Source organism: Arthrobacter sp. SE2, assembly GCF_058244265.1.
Genome location: NZ_JBZAYA010000007.1, coordinates 147,516 through 165,149, shown reverse-complemented (window position 1 = coordinate 165,149; position 17,634 = coordinate 147,516). Strand labels below are relative to the sequence as shown.

The window sequence follows — 17,634 nt, the reverse complement described above, 5'->3', positions numbered from 1 at the left end:
CCCCCATGATGCGTTATTAGATTTTGCGATACCTAGCGGCCGCGCCCTGATGCAAGGCCGGACAGGAACTCATCATAGTGGGCAATAGCAACGGCTTTGGACAATGTGACTTGTCGAAATTCGAGCCCACCGATGGCCAGCTCCCTGGAACGATCGTGATCTGAACTCAGGTCCTCCAGCGCGTCCAGAAGTGCTGCAGGATTACCTGCGTCAACCCTTATGCCACCTCCCGACATTTCAATTTCTGATGCGGTCACGCTGCCTGCGTCTGTCGCAGCCACCACAGGTACTCCGGCATTAAAATAAGACGTCAGTTTGCTGGGAACGGCCATGTCTTTGACCCCGGCGCGTTCATTGACAAGCAGGATGTCAGCGGCTGCCAAGGCCTGCTGGAATTCGTCTCCTGGCAGGGGATCAACAAAATCAAGGTTTCGGACCCCGTGAGCTGTCGCTTCCAAGAACTTGCGCTGATTGCCGTCGCCCATGAGCACAAATCGGACTTTGCTCTGCCTCTCGCTGGCTAGCCGGGCAGACGCGACCACATTCTCAAGTCCCTGTTTTTGACCCATGTTCCCCGCGTGGAGGACGATGATGTCATCGTCCGACCACTCCATTTTGTGCCGAATGGCGGTTCTGTCCGATGGCGGAGTAGGAGGTAGGTGCGTCCAGTTTCGAATGACTCGGATATTGCTAGCCGGGACGCCGACTCTTGACACCATGAAGTCCCTGAAACGCTCATGGATGGCGACAACCCCGTGACAAGACCTGAGAATCAATCCTTCAACCATCGTCATTGCCTGGGACAGCCGTTGTCCCCCAGTCCCTGTTTCGACGACGCCGTGGCTGTAGATGTCTTGGACCCAAATGCCAACTCTTGGGCGGCGAGTTCCGAATTTTGCCTTCAAGAGGGCCAGCCCGGAGGAGAACAAAGCAGGGCTGACGAGGAGGATGACGTCCGGGGAATGCCAACTTTCCAGTATCAAACGCAGGCCGAAACTCAACTCCATTATCAGTCTGGAGAGGGCAGTCGGTTTTCCTGGGATGAAATGGCGTACCCGCGTCACTTGGATTCCATCAATTTCTTCCTTGGACGTGAGCCCCGTGTACCCATCCCGGAGCCTCCACTCGGGGTAATGCGGGTATCCCGTGATGACGTGGACCTTGTGTCCAGCTTCCCGCAGCCCCTCAGCCAGGCCGGAAGTGTAAGGTGCGTTTCCGGACGGTTCGGGGGAGTAGTTGAGACCAAGGATTGTAATTCTCATGACCTTGCGCGCCTTAATGTCATTTGCCGAGCATTTTCGTGATTCCACTTGTGAAATTCTCGACCATTCTGTCGATCGTCGGATAGCTCCATTGCGTCGGTGCAGTCTCAGGCCCGTGGGCGGGGAGAGTGCGCAAGAAGCCCTCTATCAGTCCGACGTAGGAGGCAACATCGTTGGCGGATGTCAGTCTGCTTTGACCCTCAACAAGGAATTCGACCTCAGGCGCGTGGAAGGGCCAGTCCGTGGTGAGGAGCGGGACGCCGAGCACCAAGGCATCAACCGCGACAAGTCCGATTCTTCCTGGGCTCAGAAGCCCGCAGCTGACAGCGCCGATCGTTGCTAGCTCGGACGACCCCACGTACCCCATCATGATTGATTGTCCGCGGTCTACCGAGGACTGAAGCAGGTGGGCGTCTGAGCCCTTTCCGCCGATAAGTACGCGTACATCAGGCTGTGATGTCCAAAGCATGTCCAAGGCGGAGGCGAGAAAATCGATCCTCTTGCTGGAATCCAAGCCTCCGACATAAGCCAAGGTCCGGTGCCGTCGGAGACCGTGGAGGGCCATGAATTCGGTGACCTGCTCGGGACTGAGCCTTTCCTTCGCTGTGGCCAGTTTGGAGGTGTCCGTGGCATTCATGACTGTGGTGACGTTTTGGCCGGGGACGCCCGCTTCGAGCGCGTAGTCTTTGCCGCCCGGCGCATATGCAAATACATGGTCGGCTTGCCGCAATTGCCAACGTTCAAGTGCCAGATCTACCGGGTTTCCGGCCTGGACGTATGGCTTGATGTGGCCCCAAAGACCAATTTTGAGGCGTCCCCTGCGGGCGTCATTGATCGCAAGATAGGTATCCAAAGACGAGCCCAGATGACCAACGATCACGCCGTCAGCGTCTTTCCAGAGCTTTCTCGCACCGCCCAAGCCGACGGTGACACCGCCGATGCTTAGCTGTCGAGCGTCGTAGCGCCTGATCCACTCAGCGTCAATTGAATCGCCGCGCTCAGCTTGTGCTCCTAGGGGGGAAGAAGCAGCTACGACACAGTCAACCTGATGGTTATCTTTCAACCTGCTGATCAGATTGCAGAAAAACTCCGAGCGATACTTTGGAACATACGGTTGGACAATAACCACTGACAAACGCTTCGTATGTCGGGACAGGCTATCCATGATTGGCCACCACTCGAGCATAGGTTTCGACGATCGTTTTCGATATCCGTCTCATGCTGAACTCACGCTTGGCAAGTGCCTCGGCGTTTCGCCCAGTTTCCTGCCGCAAAAGTTTGTCTTCAATGAGACGGGCGACTGCATCGGTAAGGGTATCCGTGTCCGATCCGACCACGAAACCTGCTTTGGCGCTCTCGATGAAGGGCGCCAAGCCACAAGTGTCAGTGACGACAACCGGCTTGGCCAGTGAGAGTGCTTCGAGGACCGACATCGGGAACGGTTCATTGACGGACGGAAGAACGTAGATCGAACAGCATGCCAGGCGTTCCGCGACGCGTTCCGGTTCGAGGGCGCCTTCCCAGCGGAGGAATTCGCTCATCCCGGATGCGGAGATTGCATCACGCACGGATTGGCCCTGGCCTTCGTCGGGACCCACCATGACGAATCGAGCTTGGGGGAACCGCCGATGCAGTCTTTTGGCCATTTCGACGAACACCATCGGTCGTTTTCGGGCCTGCAATCGTGCCAAGAAGAGAACCTCAATGGTTTCAGACTCTGGTTGCGCCGATTCCGCCGGGGAGTCCGGAACACCGTTCAACAGCTTGGCGAAGTGAAGCGAGTTCGGCGCCAAGCCCTCAAGATCCTTCCGCTCCTGTTCGGTGAGATAAAAAACCCGACTCGCTCCCCGAAGAACCGGGCGCGTAAGAAATCGGTCAAAGGGACCCGATAGCACTCTTGAGGACGCGTCGATCATGCCATGTGTCTGGACGACGTAGGGCACACATGCGCGAGCGATGGCGTTTGCGGCCGGCATGGTTAGCAAATCCCGACCCAGATGAACATGACATACATCGGCAGTGTGAACTTTTTTCCTGATCCACCTGTGCAGTTCAGGCGACATCGTTCCGGCGAAGCCGAGTTTGGGGATGAGCTTGGCATTGAACAGCTTTACGGGAACTCCATCAAAACTGCTTGGGAGGGTTGTTCCGAAACCAAGTGCTCCGGCGGCAAGGGTCACGTCATGTCCATCTTCAAGGAGCGCACGAGTCTGGTTGATGGCAACCCGTATCGGGCCCCCATAGGCGCCCTCCGGAGTTACAAGAGTCGCGATCTGAATAATTTTCATGGGCGAGGCGATTCTTCGGCGATCCTGGCAATCGGCGCTAGCGCCCGGCCACCAGCCGGAACGTCTTTCACGACGAGTGCCGTCGCGCCGACGACGGCATCTTTGCCTACTGTCACGCCTCTCAGAACGGTTGCCCGGGCAGCAATCCAGGCGCGATCGTGAATTCGGATCGGAGCATTGTCGAACTCAAAGCTGGGCGATTTTGGGTCGTGGCTTCCAGTGCAAATGAGCGCGCCCTGGGAGATGCAGACATCGGACCCGATCTCAATGGGTTCCAGATTTAGCAGCCAGGCGTCAACACCTATCCAGACGTCGTCTCCAATCACCAGCTTCCAGGGCCAATGGATCCTTACGCCCTGGCGAATGAGGACTCGCTGTCCGATCTTGGCGCCAAAGATCCGCAGTATTTCAACCCGAAGCGGCGGAGGGCACCAGATGCGTTCAACCACGGTGGCAGAGGTCAAAACCCAGAGGGCCTGAACGAACTTTGGACGCCCCTTGTTGTATCCAGAACCGGAGAAGTTCGCGAGTCGCCTGACGATCGGCAATGGAATCCCCCTCGTTGAGACCGAGAAAACAAAAAATCGATTGATTAACGCGTTACGCAGCCAACCTATCAACTTCGAGGCGCTAGCGGCTGCTGGCTACCGCAGCCTGACGAATTGCGTCGCTGAACGTGTCTGCGAATCGCTCCGGAGTCCACTGCAAAATTTCAGGGTTTGGGATCTTTCCGCTCCAAGAGTCGCGGGACTCCTGAAGGCGCGCGGCCAGGTCATCTAGACTGCGATTCGCAACAAAGACTCCCTGCATCGATTCCACGGATGGAACAACTCCACAATTGGCAGAGACCACAACGTGCAGGCCCGCCGCGAGGGCTTCGTTTACTACCATCCCCCAAACTTCCTCAGATGAAGCTAGTACAAGCGTCTGGTGCCTGGCCATCAACTTAGGAAGTTGCTCGTTGTCGGTATAGGGCAGAAATCGAACTGACTTGCCCTGCCTCTGCACCTGGTGCGCTAGGTCTTCCTTCAGCTCGCCGGAACCAACGATCGTAAGTTGGTCCTCAGGCCCGGAAATTTTGTCAAAAGCTTCAATAATGGAGTCAACACGCTTGCGCCGAATTAACTGTCCAACGTAGAGATAGCGGTGACCATCGGACGAGCCTTGTGGGGATTCAGCGGTAGCGGACTTTTGATGGAAGGATTCAACATCAACGGCATTGAATCCTTCCAGAATCTTGGATCGATGTACTCCAATGTGAAGCAGAGCTTCATGCGCTGCGGGCCCAGGCACGACGACCGAATGCATCTGGCGAAAGAAGCACGATCGAATCCACGCGATGGGCCCTTTTGGATGCTTCATCGTGGCCAAAGTACTTTCATAGAATCCGACCCGTCCCACCCCGAAGACCATGGCCGCTAAGAGAAGCAGCCAATACGCCGGTGATTCCCACCCTCCGAAGACCACAACATCTTGATCACCAACGGAGAGGATCGGTAGAATCCCTTTGATCACGTAGTACCTCGCCTCGCCGGCTTTCAATTTCCACGTCGGTATCTCAACGAAAGCTGCGCTGGGCGTGGTCTCAGCCTGCCAGTCCGCACCTCTGTTCGCTTGAGAATCAGCTGCGAGGGATTCTCTCGACTCAAGAAGTCCGACGGTCAAGTCATGATCAGTCCGCAGACGATTCCAGACGGGCGTCCGATAGGGCGCCGCGAAGTTCGTCACCCAAAGTACTCGCGTTAGAGCGTTCATGCTTCTGGCCGCGGGCCGCCACCGATGCTTCACGACTTGAGTCGCCCTTCTAATTCAATACGGGCAAAATCCGGCGCCAGACTGCAGCCGATCGATTGCCAAGCCATTGGTCGGGCCGATGATACATCGTGAAAGTGGACTGAAAAGAAACCGGGGAGTTAACAGAAATTATTGTAGTCAGTCCCGCGACCCCAGACTGTTTTCTGAATCGCGGCGCGGCGTCGCCCATGCCCGAGCGGGTTCGCCCAACCGGTATGATTGCGCCGATGGCTGGAACCATTCCGTCCGATGGCGAATTTGACTGCACGCCAGAAGTTCAACGACACAGGGGGTACACGGTTTGGATCTGAGGGATTACCTTCTAACTCTGCGCCGCAATTGGGCACTGGTTTTGGCGGCGACGCTTTTGGGACTCTTGGGCGGAGGAGGTGTGTCGCTCCTGGTTAAACCCACCTACACGGCGGATACCCAACTTTTTGTCGCGACTCAGAGCTCCGGTAGCGTGACGGAGCTGGCACAGGGAAACTCCTTCAGCCAGGCCCGGGTGCAGTCATACGTCAAGACGGTGACTACGCCAATTGTCTTGCAGCCGGCCATCGACAGTCTTGGGCTCAGTGTGACGACTGACGAGATGGCCCAGAGAGTGAAGGCCAGCACCGACCTGAACACGGTCCTTATCAACATTTCCGTTTCGGACAGCTCGCCGGCTCAGGCGGCTGCCTCGGCGCAGGCCATAGCCAACAGCCTGATCAAAGCCGTTGACCAGCTGGAGCGACCCAGAGGCGGTGGAGCGTCCCCTGTGAGTCTCTCGGTCATCACACCCGCCCAAGCGCCGACCCAGCCTTCGGCCCCCAACCCCAAGCTGAACTTGATTCTCGGTATTGTGATCGGTCTTGCGCTAGGAATCGCGGCCGCGATTCTTCGGACTGCACTTGATGTCAGAATCCGCACCGAAGCTGACGTTCGGCGCGTGACGGACTCGGCTGTCCTGGGTGGAATTGCTTTCGACCAGGACGCGACCAAGAAGCCCCTGCTGACACAAGCCGGCCCTCAAAGCCAGCGGGCTGAGTCCTTCAGGCAGCTTCGCACGAACTTGCAGTTTGCAAATGTCTCAGGCCACGCCAAATCTGTACTGATGACGTCTTCTCTGCCAGGCGAAGGCAAGAGCACCACGGCGACAAATCTCGCAATTGCGTTGTCGCAGTCGGGCCAGAATGTCTGTCTGGTCGACGCCGATCTTCGCCGGCCGATGGTCGGCGAATACTTGGGACTCGACCGGAACGCAGGGCTGACTACTGCCCTCGTGGGTGCGGCCGACGTTAACGATCTCCTCCAGTCATGGGGTCAGGGTGGTCTCTATGTTTTGACCTCCGGTCAAATTCCGCCCAATCCCAGTGAGCTGTTGGGTTCCGACGAGATGAAGGATCTTATCGGACGCTTGGAACTTGCGTTTGATGCGGTCATTATTGATGCTCCTCCACTCCTTCCCGTCACCGATGCCGCGGTCCTTGCCCAGCACGTCGGAGGCGTGTTGATGGTGGTTGGTTCGCAGAAGATCAAGCAGCACGATCTGAAGAAGTCACTCAGTGCGCTTGAATTGGTCGGCGCGAATTTACTCGGAGTCGTGTTGAACCGTGTACCCGCCAAGAGCGGGGACGCATACGCATACACGTATTACGGAAGCGAAGGGTCCCAGGGCTTGAATCGATCCGCAGAAGGGACCGCCATGGACAACTCTGGGGTCTCTGACCGGGATTCTGAGGATCGCAGTGTCGTCAGATCGCCATCCGTATTTCCCAGAGTCCGCGGGTAACGCTGATGACTGACACACGTAAGCGGCGCGTCTTAGTAGTTGAGGGGAACCCCGACGGTCACCGCCTGTACTACGTCTCTTTGTTGGTCTCCGCTGCCATAGAGGACGGAAATGAAGTCTTCGTAGCCACTACGGAGCGTGCAGTTAACAGCAGCGAGTGGCGGGTGCACGTGGGGCAACTTGCTTCGGGTGTTTCACTTCACCAGGTGACTGACTTTTCACTTGAGGCCATCGCGGAGCTCTCCCGTGATCTGGAAATTGATCATGTCGTTGTTCCTGATGGCGACTCTTGTGCATACGAGATTGCCAAAGTGGGCCGATGGCTTGGCCATGGCACAATCGCTATTTTGGTGATGCGTGAAATGGGGCAGCCGGCGAGGGTTCCCGGACTTGCAACGATTAAGACTATTGCAAAGCGCATAGCGCTCCAGCGGGCAAATCGGACCTCCCGTGTTCAGATCCGCGTACTGAAGAGCTCTCCTTGGCGGGGACACTCGGCACTTCCCGTTTCACGTGATCCTGTAAGTCTCATCAGGCATGAAATCGTCGGTGAACCTGCGAATGTCTTGCCATCTGGAATATTCTGGTTTGGCGTCGTGGGAAACGTGGATCCACGCAAGAACCTACCGTTGGTTGCCTCGGCGATAGCTTCGCTGAACGTCAAGGATGTCGGATTAGTGGTCGCGGGGCAGCTACGTGACTCCGTTCTCGAGAGCGCCGAGGGATCCTTTCAACGCATTCGCGCCAGGGGTGGACGCGTCGTCGTGATCGATAGACTTCTAGAGGAAGCTGAGTTCGATCAGATCATTACCGAACTTGATTGCGTAGTCCTCGCCCATTCGAATGAGGGCCCCAGTGGAATTCTGGGAAAGGCCATGGCCGCCGGAACCCGAATCGTGGCCGCAGGTGCCGCGACACTTCGCGCAGATTGCAAGAATATTGGGCCAGGCGCCGAGTGGACACCGTTGGATGAGAGGCTTCTCGGCGCTTCTCTTGGCCGGGCGGTTCGATCGCCCTGCCCAACTCCGAGCACGTCGGCATCGACTCGGGAGTTCACCTCCGGGCTGCTTGGTGGACAAACATGAGGTTCGTTGCCCGTAGATTACGGGGCAATATCGGGGGACAGGCAATTGCGCTTGCGGCGACCACCGGCGTCGCACAGCTAGTCACGGCAATGCTGTATGTCTTGGCCGCAAAGTCAGCGGCACCATCCGAGTTTGGGCTTACGGTAAGTGCGATCGCGGTAGGAGCAACCGCCGTTGGGATTCTAGATTTCGGCACGAATTCCTACTGGGTGAGGGAACTTGCAGCTGGACGAATGGATACTGTTGTCTTGGGACGTCGGCTCGCCTCCAAGTTGTTCTATTCTGCGTTGGCTCTTTCGCTTTGGTCGCTGATAACAGCCGCGCTTCTGCCTAGTACGTCCCTGTGGATGGCCGGTCCCATCGCCATGGCCATGATACTCAGTCAGTCTTTTCAAGTCCCGCTGAGAGGGCTCGGCAGAGGCGATCTGGTTGCCGGTTCTGTCCTAGTCGACAAAGTAATGGCCGCACTGGCTTTCTTCCTAATGCTGTTGCTCGGTGTTCATGCCGTGTCGGCCTTGTGGCTCGGACTGGTTGTTGGGGGGCTCTCGTCCGCGCTCACGTGCCGGAATCTGACTCCTCGGGCGAAGCGGCCGGTTCTACGGATTTGGATTAGAACGAACCCTTGGTCAGAGTCCGGTCACTATGGTGTTGCCAACGTTGCACTGACTGCACAATCTCTCGACATTCCGCTACTCACGATGGTGGCGGGTGCTGGTTCGGGAGGCATCTATGCCGCCGTCAGCCGTTGGACGCAGCCCATGGGCCTTTTGTCCAGCGCTTTTGCTTCCGCATCAGCGCCTCACATAGCTGGGGCCCGCAACGCCGCCGAGGCATGGAAGACAGCAAGGAAGTCTATCTGGCTCTTAGGCCTCGCGGTTTTGTGTTGCCTGGTGACAGCGATCTTTGCCCCCTTCTTAGTTGAATTCCTGATTGGCTCGAGTTACGCGGGATCCGCCGATGTCCTGCGCATCCTGGCCGCAGCAACGATCTTCAGCGTGGTTAACCAGCCCCTGTTCGTGTTCCTCCAAGCGCGCGGTCTGGACAAGCCGATCGCAGCAATTACCGTGACCGCGATTCTCGCTCAATTGACCCTTGTCGTCTTGGTGTCGCCACCCTTGGGCGCGGCCGGAGCCGCAATTGCCTCGGCCGCCACACAGATGGGTCTGACGTTGGCGATGTCAACTTTGCTGATCGCGAAGCTCGGCCGCCTGCGTGCCGAGGTCGTGGAAGCAACCCCCGAAAGGGTTTGATCCGATGCGCATTCTTCAAGTTTTGCTAAGCCCCAGAATCGGTGGTGCCGAAGCCTTGACAGATGCACTCGCCACGGAATGGTCCGAGCGAGGAATAACGTGTCACACGCACTTTCTTGACGGCGGAGACTCAAATCAGCCCAACCGGGTTCTTCGACTACGGGAGCTCAGTAGGGTGATGCGAAACTATCAGCCCGACATAGTGGTGTCACATAGCGCATTACCGAGTCTTTACTCGAGGCTGTCAGCACCGAGGGGGACGAAAGTCGTGGCAGTGATGCACAGCGCTGGTGACGATTTCGCTGATTGGAAGCTGTATTTCGCCGAGAGATTGGCACGGCTGCGGACGGCCGCAATCGTGGCGGTTAGCGACCAGCAAGCGGACCAATATGTTTTGCGCTTCGGCGCCCGCGTTCCGGTGAGACTAATTCCGAACGGGATCCGCAGCGACGCCCGCCCGAAGAACAGGTACGCGACGGTCCCGGGTCAAGCGGTAACCCTAGCCCGAGTGGCGGCTCAAAAGAATCCGGAACTGTGGCTGAGCACTGCACATTTGGTGGCCGCCCATGGGTCAGAATTGAAGCTTTCGTGGTGGGGCCCCCAAAGCGTCGAAGCGGACCTACTGTCTCTCTTCAACGAAGACTCACTCAAAGGATCCAGCGGAAGCTATGAAGGCGCGACTTCCGATCCGATCGCAGCCTTGACTTCCGGTGACATACTTTTCCATCCTGCGGATCGGGAAGCTCACAGCATCGGAATTTTGGAAGCCGCCGCCGTCGGTCTTCCAATCGTGTGTTCCCAGACCGTTGCTGCCACATTGCCCTCGACTATTGAAGCGGAGACTTTCACCGATGGAGATCCGGAGGCGGCTCTCCGAGCATTGCAGACGGTCTGTGACGACTGGACAGCTCGCGCTCAACGGGCTCTCCTCGCCGCTCCGAGAGTACAAAGCGAATACTCAATAGAGAAGTGCGCAGACTCGTATTTGGCGTTGTTTGACGAGCTTCTGGCTGACCCGAGAGCCTCCGGATCTGGGTGAGGACTCCGTGAAGCGTGGAGATGTTCGCGGTTTTGGCCTTCTTGATGTTCATAACGTTCTTACCTTGGCCCGTCTGTGGCCGATACTTATTCAGGGGGCTCTCAAGGACATCAAAAATGGAGGACAGTTTGCGCGGCTACGTCGACATCAACCCCTACCGAAAAACCAGTCGGAGAAGGTTCAAGTACGCCGGGCTGATCGTCTTGTTGTTAATCACCGCAGGCGTTGTCTACCTGGCTCTGTCCCGCTGACGTCCTACCGCGTATCCAGATCCTCGAACACAAGGAACGTCTGCGTATCCTGCACGCCTGGCATTGACTGCAGCTGATCGAAAATGACCCTGCGCAGGTGAATATTGTCGGTGGCGCGGACCAGCAGGATGACGTCGAAATCCCCGCCTACCAGCGCAATGTGCTGCACCTCCGGAATGAGCCGCAGCTCTTCGCGTAGTTCGCGCCAGGAGTGCTGTTGCACCTTGAGCGTGACGTAGGCCGATGACTTCAAGCCGGCCTTGATGGGGTCCACGAGTGCGGTGAACTTAGTGAGCACGCCTTCGCCCGTCAGCCGTGAAATTCTCGAGTACGCGTGGGCCCGGCTGATGTGGACGTTCTCCGCCACCTGCGTTACCGACATCCGGCCGTCTCGCGTCAGCTCGGCAATGATGTCCCTGTCCACTTGGTCAAGAGGAACCTCTGCCTGATCCGCTTCGACCTCGGCCATTGCATCTCCAATTCGTCCACAGCGTGGGCCCGTTACCCAGCTCACATTTGCAATCCGTCTTCCAGAATAATGTTTTCAGGCAACCTTTTCCACGATTCTGCCCAGAGCTGGATACGAAACTTCTCCAGGGAACATACTGGTGACAAATAGTGGATACAGAAGGACGGACCAATGACGATCTCCGCGGACCATGAGGCCCAGGGTCTGGCTGACGCTCGGCCGGACGACACCGATGCCATCGACCAAGCTTCCGAAGTGCGGCGCAAGTTCGGAATCAGCGTGGAAGACTACATGCTGCCTGCCCGCCATCAGATCCAGATGGTCGATCCTTCTGGCGTGCTCAAGCCCGAAACTGAGCAGGGTACGGAGCCCGGTCACGAATATCCCATCCCCGGCGATGCCGAACTCATGGCTGCTTACGAACAACTCGTCGTCGGGCGCCGCGTCAATGACCAGAACTCCGCCCTCGTCCGGCAGGGCCGCATGGCCGTTTACCCGTCCAGCCATGGACAGGAAGCGTGCCAAGTAGCTGCCGCTCTGTGCCTGCGCGAAGGCGACTGGCTGTTCCCCACCTACCGAGACGCCGTAGCGGTCATGTCCCGCGGAGTCGACCCGGTCGAAACCATGACCATCTTCCGCGGCGACTGGCACGGCGGTTACGACCCCACCAAGCACAGGGTCGGTATCCAGTGCACGCCGCTGACCACCCAGCTTCTCCATGGCGTCGGAGTTGCCCATGCGGCCAAACTCCGCGGCGAAGACACCGTGGTGCTGGCAATGTGCGGCGACGGTGCCACCAGCGAAGGGGACTTCCACGAAGCCCTTAACTTCGCGGCCGTCTTCCACCTGCCCGTCATCTTCTTCGTACAGAACAATAAGTACGCGATCTCAGTCCCCCTGAGTCAACAGTCTGTGGCACCGTCACTGGCGCACAAGGCCGTCGGCTACGGCATGGCCGGTGAGCGCGTGGACGGGAACGACCTGGTCGCGCTGCTCGCAGTGCTGGACCGGGCCGTGAAATTGGCCAGAGAAGGCTCCGGCCCGCTCCTCATCGAGGCCCACACCTACCGCATGCAGGCCCACACCAATGCCGACGACGCCACCCGCTACCGCGAGGACAGCGAAGTGGCCGAATGGACCGCCAAGGACCCCATCAGCCGCATGACGGCTTACCTCACCGATCGTGGACTGCTCGACAAAGACGGTTCCACCCGAATCGCAGCAAAGGCCGAAGCCATTGCGTCGCAGCTTCGCGAAGGCCTAGGTGAGGACGTACCGGTAGACCCGCAGAACCTGTTCCGCTACGTCTTCTCCACCCCCACTCCGCAACTGAAAGAGCAGTCCGCCCTGCTCGCCGATGAACTCGCCCGTGAGGCATCCAGCCAGAAGGAGGCAGGAAAATGAGCCCCGCCGTCACTACATCCTCTGAGGCCACGGAGCACGCCGCAACCGGCGACGTCAGCTCCGCCACCGCCAGCGCGGCAGCCAGCGCAGCAGCAGTCGCCGAAGCCACCGGTCCACAAACCATCACCATGGCCAAAGCGCTCAACACCGCGATGGCAGACGCCATGGAGGCCGACTCCTCAGTTCTGGTATTCGGCGAAGACGTTGGCCGCCTGGGTGGCGTCTTCCGGATCACCGACGGCCTCATGGCCAAATTCGGAGAGCGGCGGTGCTTCGACACCCCGTTGGCCGAGTCCGGCATCGTGGGCATGGCGGTAGGTATGGCCATGAACGGAATGCGTCCTGTGATTGAGATGCAGTTCGACGCCTTCGCCTACCCGGCCTTCGAACAGATCGTCAGCCACGTAGCCAAAATGCACAACCGCACCAAGGGTGCTGTGAAACTGCCCATGGTCATCCGCGTCCCGTATGCCGGCGGAATCGGCGGCGTGGAACACCACTGTGACTCGTCCGAGTCCTACTACGCCCACACCGCAGGGCTTAAGGTCTACACGCCGGCGACCGTTGCGGACGGCTACCGCATGCTCCGCGAGGCCATAGATTCCGATGATCCCGTCATGTTCATGGAACCAAAGAAGCTCTACTGGTCCAAAGACCAGGTGGACCTGGGCGCTCTGCGCGCCGAGCACGCCACGAACGCTGAGACAGGATCCAGCAGCGAGGGGCGCGCCGCCGTCGCGCGTCCCGGAACTGATGCAACGCTCATCGCCTACGGCCCCTCGGTCCCAACGGCGCTCGCCGCTGCCGCTGCGGCCGCTGAAGAGGGCCGCAGCCTCGAAGTGATTGATGTCCGCTCGATCGTGCCCTTCGACGACGAAACCATTTGCGCATCGGTGCGCAAGACCGGCCGCGCTGTCGTCATCGCCGAGGCTCATGGCTTCGCCTCCGTGTCCTCCGAAATCGTCGCCCGGGTGCAGGAGCGCTGCTTCCACTACCTGGCCGCGCCCATCCGCCGCGTGACCGGCTTCGACGTCCCGTACCCGGCTCCGAAGCTGGAGCACTACTACTTGCCAAGCGTCGACCGCATCCTCGACGCCGTTGACGACCTTCAATGGGAGAACTGACCATGAGCGCAGAAATGCAGGTGTTCCTGCTTCCGGACCTGGGCGAGGGTCTCACTGAGGCCGAACTCGTCAACTGGCTTGTTGCCGTGGGTGACGAGATCCGCGTGGACCAGCCGATTGCCGAAGTTGAGACCGCCAAGTCCATGGTGGAGGTGCCCTCGCCGTACGCAGGCATCGTCTGCGTGCTGCACGGCGAAGCCGGCCAGACGCTTGACGTCGGGAAGCCCCTGATCTCGGTGGCTCCTGTTGGCGCTTCGGTTGCTGAGCCCAAGCCCGTGGAAGAAGAGGTCTCCGAGCCACCCGCTGCTGCCGTAGCTGCCGAAACCTACCGGACCGAAGAGAAAGCCGGATCCGGGAACGTCCTCATTGGCTATGGCACATCCGGAGGTGGCGAAGCTCGCCGCACCCGGCCGCGGAAGGCGTCTGCTGGTTCTGCTGTTGCTGTGACACCGGCCCCCGACTTCGCCGACCTCTCGTTGTCCCGCACGCGGATTCCAGGGAAGCTCTCTGCCGTGATTTCTCCCTTGGTACGGAAGATGGCCCGGGACCATGGGGTCTCACTGGACGCCGTGCCTGGCTCGGGCGAGAGTGGCCTCATCCTTCGCCGCGACATTGAAGCCGCCATCGGCGGGGCCACGCGTGAGACCGCGCCCGTTGAGGTGCCCGCCGTTGTCCAGCCTTCCACCGGAGTCCAGGATGCCCGTACAGGCTTGACCGTGGCTTCGCGCACCCCGGTCCGCGGAATACGGAAGGCAGTTGCGGCGAACATGACCCGCAGCCGCTCCGAGATCCCTGAGGCAACTGTCTGGGTAGACGTTGACGCCACCGCGCTCCTTGAGATGCGTGCAGAACTCAAGAAGCGCGATCCGCACGGTGCTCCCGGGCTGCTCGCGTTCATCGCTCGTTTTGTCACGGCTGGGCTTAAAAAGTTCCCCGAGCTGAACACCCGGTTTGTCACGGCCGAGGATACGGCCGGCGGTGAAATGCAGGAGATCATCGCTTTCGACGGCATCAATCTTGGCTTTGCCGCACAGACTGACCGCGGACTCGTGGTTCCCTCGGTCCGCAACGCCCACCTCTTGAGCGCCCGCGAACTCGATGCCGAAATCCGCCGGCTGACCGCCGTTGCACGTGACGGCAAGGCGACCCCGACGGAGTTGGCCAGCGGCACCTTCACCCTGAACAACTACGGTGTCTTCGGCGTCGACGGTTCCGCCGCGATCATCAACTACCCAGAGGTAGCGATGCTTGGTGTGGGCCGCATCATCGACAAGCCCTGGGTGGTGGACGGCCAGCTTGCTATTCGCAAAGTCACCGAGCTGACGTTGGCTTTCGACCACCGGGTTTGTGACGGGGAAACGGCTGCGGGTTTCCTTCGGTATGTTGCTGACGCGATCGAGAACGCTGGGACGGTGCTGGCGGATTTGTAGGGCAGAGCTGCTCCAATGGCGCCGGCTAGCCCTTCGGACCTTAGCAATCTTGGTGAATCGCAACCTTGAGGAAGGCTGCGGTTTGGTAGACGTACTGATATGCCCAGGAGTAGGTGGGGTTCGACGCTGAGAACAGCGGGAGACCCCTCCGGTCAGCGACCATGTGCAGGTCGCCTGTGTAGCAGCGGCCGATGAGCACCCGAGACCGAGTCACGTGGAACTGTGCCGTAAGGACGTTCGCGCTTTTCCAGCCGTACTTGCTTGACAGATCCTTTAACGCCCGCGCCTCGCCTTGCGTGGTGAAAGGATCAGGGTTGAAGCAGATAATCCGGTACGGTCGGTGGGCACTACATATGGCTGCTTCGTATCTACCGTCCTTTCCGACCGGGCTTGAGACGGCAAGCGTAGGCGCGTACCCCTGCTGCATCAGTTCTTCGGCGTAGCCGATGCGTCGGTCAGGAGGTCCGAGTACGAACAACACATCTGCGTGTGCGGGTTCGTCGGCAGGCGGCACCACGTAAAGAAAAATGCCCGTGACGGCCCAGACGATCACTAGGCCACTTGTTGCAGCCAAAGCTCTGAACAGCAGCCTCCACGTCCGCTTGGGCACGGTGGTCTCTGCCATTGGCGTGTGAGTAAGTGTCATGCCGTCCTCTGACCAAATGCGGATGTAGGAGGCTGCGCTGCACTAGATCCAAGACTACTATCCCGCCCCCATCCGCGGTCATTCCCTTCGGGTATGACCGCGGAGCGTGCGAGCTGCCACAGCTGAAGGTGAGGTTGATTGGGTGTTTACTTGCAGGTCACCTTCAGCGAACTCCCAGCGCTCTCGCGTAAAGGAATCGTTAAGATCGGGCCGAAACGTCAGACTGCCTCGTTTCATCAGGTTACGTTTGTCGACGTAGTCCCCATGTCGTCCTCCGATTGCCTTGGGGCAGTGCCCTGCTCCAAGCCAAATGATTAAGGTCTCGACATGCTAGCGATGCTCCGTCGGCTATTTATGCCAAATAGAACCTGCCGGTACTGCGGGAAACGTGTACCCCGTACATTGAAGTCGGACTTTTGTTCGACTGAGTGCTGGGGGTGCTGGGAGTTCATGAGGGTGTACTGACCCGAATCGGCGTCCTGAGCGCCAACCCGCCGCTGCCCTAGTATTCCGAGTTGGCAATGGTAAGCCGGTCCCTCGTCTTGTCGGGTGAGACCAGGATGCATGCTGGAAACGGCAAGGGTAACTCAACCGTCATGTTCGGTCCTCTGGGCCTGTACTATTGGCGCAAACGGCCGGTTTCAACGGGGGTGGAAATGCGAGATACTTCGGACGCGACGATTCACGACGATAGGAAACTGCCGGCACTTACGGGGGTGAGATTTTTTGCGGCGCTGTCTGTCTTACTTTCGCACTTCACAGAACGTGGGATCGTTACTGTGCCCAGTGAATTCCTCCGGTTCCTTGACGGCGGAAGGACGGCTGTTTCACTCTTCTTCGTCCTGTCAGGGTTCATCCTGACGTTCAATTACGCGGACACAACCCGTGTTCAGCGCAAGCAATTTTACGTTAACCGGATAGCCCGGATATTGCCGGTCGTTCTGCTTGCCTTGGCGATAGCGGCAGCTGGTGTTGCTGTTGCCGTCCTCAACCCTGGCGCAGGGTATCTCGCGTCTTGGTATGCCCTAACGGGATCCGACCCGGTGGCCCTTGTTGTTAGCTTCATCGCTCAAGCAACCATGACGACCGGCTGGCTTCCCGCCGCACGCCTCAACCAGCCGTGGAATGGTCCGGCCTGGAGCATAAGTTGCGAGATGTTTTTCTACGCAGTGTTCCCGTTCTTAATCGCATACATGAGGAAAGCATCGGTGCTACGCCTGGCGCTTTTGCTGGGAGTCGCATTCGTTTTTCAGTGCCTCTTCATCCTTGCGGTGCGTACCGCAGCCCCGATCGAGCAACGAGGCTTCCTTGTCTCGCAATTTCCTGTCACTCACTTGTTTGAATTTGTCGCAGGTGTAGCAGCCGGTCTTTGGTTCCTGCGTGGCGGGCGAGCCTGGGCATCTCAAGGATCACGTCGCGCCTGGATGCTCGCTGGCTCGCTAATTCCGCTAGTAGTCATCTCGTGGTTGAAGCCAGTCGACCCTGCTTACCTTCCCCTAACGCCCTTCTTCGCTATCTTGGTTCTGGCGCTCGCCGTGCAACCCAAACGAAAATCTTGGCTTGCATGGGGCCCGTTGGTCGTCCTTGGTGAAGCAAGCTTTTCGCTCTATTTGATCCATGTCCCGTTATTGAACCTCGCCAGCCTGCTTGACCCGACCGGATTTGCCGGTTGGGTCTTGATGGCTGGCATGGTCGGACTCAGCCTTGTTGTCTTCAAGACTTTCGAATCGCCGTCTAGGCGACTTGTAAAGCGTCTAATGGGCACCCGTCCTCATCGGATTCAACCAGCACGTGTGGTGGAACCTCGCTGAGCGGACG

General features: G+C 58.7%; 16 protein-coding genes. 9 read left to right on the top strand and 7 right to left on the bottom strand.

Annotation, left to right across the window (positions count from 1 at the left end):
• Positions 1-32: 32 nt before the first annotated feature.
• The 5 genes from AC4CS3_RS12035 to AC4CS3_RS12015 form a co-directional block, all read right to left on the bottom strand.
• A complete protein-coding gene (locus tag AC4CS3_RS12035; RefSeq protein ID WP_490783667.1) occupies positions 33-1,310 on the bottom strand; it encodes a glycosyltransferase family 4 protein in 1,278 nt (425 codons plus the stop codon).
• Complete coding sequence (locus AC4CS3_RS12030; RefSeq protein WP_490783666.1) at positions 1,282-2,142, bottom strand: glycosyltransferase; 861 nt, start codon at positions 2,140-2,142, stop codon at positions 1,282-1,284. Before AC4CS3_RS12030 ends, AC4CS3_RS12035 begins: the two co-directional genes overlap by 29 nt.
• 277 nt (positions 2,143-2,419) lie before the next feature.
• Complete coding sequence (locus tag AC4CS3_RS12025; protein WP_490783665.1) at positions 2,420-3,550, bottom strand: glycosyltransferase; 1,131 nt, start codon at positions 3,548-3,550, stop codon at positions 2,420-2,422.
• Positions 3,547-4,098, bottom strand: a complete 552-nt coding sequence (locus tag AC4CS3_RS12020; protein ID WP_490783664.1) for a DapH/DapD/GlmU-related protein — start codon at positions 4,096-4,098, stop codon at positions 3,547-3,549. Before AC4CS3_RS12020 ends, AC4CS3_RS12025 begins: the two co-directional genes overlap by 4 nt.
• Before the next feature lie 82 nt (positions 4,099-4,180).
• Complete coding sequence (locus tag AC4CS3_RS12015; RefSeq protein ID WP_490783663.1) at positions 4,181-5,215, bottom strand: glycosyltransferase family 4 protein; 1,035 nt, start codon at positions 5,213-5,215, stop codon at positions 4,181-4,183.
• A gap of 430 nt (positions 5,216-5,645) precedes the next feature.
• Here AC4CS3_RS12015 and AC4CS3_RS12010 point away from each other — a divergent pair, with 430 nt between their 5' ends.
• From AC4CS3_RS12010 to AC4CS3_RS11990, 5 genes are all read left to right on the top strand, one after another.
• Entirely contained in the window at positions 5,646-7,118 is a 1,473-nt protein-coding gene (locus tag AC4CS3_RS12010; protein WP_490783662.1) for a tyrosine-protein kinase domain-containing protein, read from the top strand.
• A 5-nt stretch (positions 7,119-7,123) separates the two neighbouring features.
• Positions 7,124-8,203 carry a glycosyltransferase gene (locus AC4CS3_RS12005; RefSeq protein WP_490783661.1) on the top strand — a complete coding sequence of 360 codons (1,080 nt, stop codon included), beginning with the start codon at positions 7,124-7,126 and terminating at the stop codon, positions 8,201-8,203.
• Positions 8,204-9,093: 890 nt separating this feature from the next.
• Positions 9,094-9,453 carry a hypothetical protein gene (locus tag AC4CS3_RS12000; RefSeq protein WP_490783660.1) on the top strand — a complete coding sequence of 120 codons (360 nt, stop codon included), beginning with the start codon at positions 9,094-9,096 and terminating at the stop codon, positions 9,451-9,453.
• A 4-nt stretch (positions 9,454-9,457) separates the two neighbouring features.
• Entirely contained in the window at positions 9,458-10,492 is a 1,035-nt protein-coding gene (locus AC4CS3_RS11995; RefSeq protein WP_490783659.1) for a glycosyltransferase family 4 protein, read from the top strand.
• 116 nt (positions 10,493-10,608) lie between these two features.
• Entirely contained in the window at positions 10,609-10,743 is a 135-nt protein-coding gene (locus AC4CS3_RS11990) for a hypothetical protein (RefSeq protein ID WP_490783658.1), read from the top strand.
• 4 nt (positions 10,744-10,747) lie between these two features.
• On the opposite strand, the gene AC4CS3_RS11985 is transcribed toward AC4CS3_RS11990, so the two are convergent.
• Positions 10,748-11,212 carry an Lrp/AsnC family transcriptional regulator gene (locus AC4CS3_RS11985; protein ID WP_234748882.1) on the bottom strand — a complete coding sequence of 155 codons (465 nt, stop codon included), beginning with the start codon at positions 11,210-11,212 and terminating at the stop codon, positions 10,748-10,750.
• 171 nt (positions 11,213-11,383) lie between these two features.
• Here AC4CS3_RS11985 and AC4CS3_RS11980 point away from each other — a divergent pair, with 171 nt between their 5' ends.
• The 3 genes from AC4CS3_RS11980 to AC4CS3_RS11970 are packed head-to-tail and all read left to right on the top strand — an operon-like array spanning position 11,384 to position 15,170.
• Positions 11,384-12,616 (top strand): thiamine pyrophosphate-dependent dehydrogenase E1 component subunit alpha, encoded by a 1,233-nt coding sequence (locus AC4CS3_RS11980; RefSeq protein ID WP_490783657.1) that lies wholly within the window; start codon positions 11,384-11,386, stop codon positions 12,614-12,616.
• Positions 12,613-13,740, top strand: a complete 1,128-nt coding sequence (locus tag AC4CS3_RS11975; protein WP_490783656.1) for an alpha-ketoacid dehydrogenase subunit beta — start codon at positions 12,613-12,615, stop codon at positions 13,738-13,740. Before AC4CS3_RS11980 ends, AC4CS3_RS11975 begins: the two co-directional genes overlap by 4 nt.
• A gap of 2 nt (positions 13,741-13,742) precedes the next feature.
• On the top strand, positions 13,743-15,170 hold the full coding sequence (locus tag AC4CS3_RS11970; protein WP_490783655.1) for a dihydrolipoamide acetyltransferase family protein: 1,428 nt from the start codon (positions 13,743-13,745) through the stop codon (positions 15,168-15,170).
• Positions 15,171-15,210: 40 nt separating this feature from the next.
• Here the strand turns inward: AC4CS3_RS11970 and AC4CS3_RS11965 are convergent, their stop codons facing one another.
• On the bottom strand, positions 15,211-15,795 hold the full coding sequence (locus AC4CS3_RS11965) for a YdcF family protein (protein ID WP_490783654.1): 585 nt from the start codon (positions 15,793-15,795) through the stop codon (positions 15,211-15,213).
• A 542-nt stretch (positions 15,796-16,337) separates the two neighbouring features.
• Here AC4CS3_RS11965 and AC4CS3_RS11960 point away from each other — a divergent pair.
• Positions 16,338-17,627 carry an acyltransferase family protein gene (locus AC4CS3_RS11960; RefSeq protein WP_490783743.1) on the top strand — a complete coding sequence of 430 codons (1,290 nt, stop codon included), beginning with the start codon at positions 16,338-16,340 and terminating at the stop codon, positions 17,625-17,627.
• Positions 17,628-17,634: the final 7 nt, after the last annotated feature.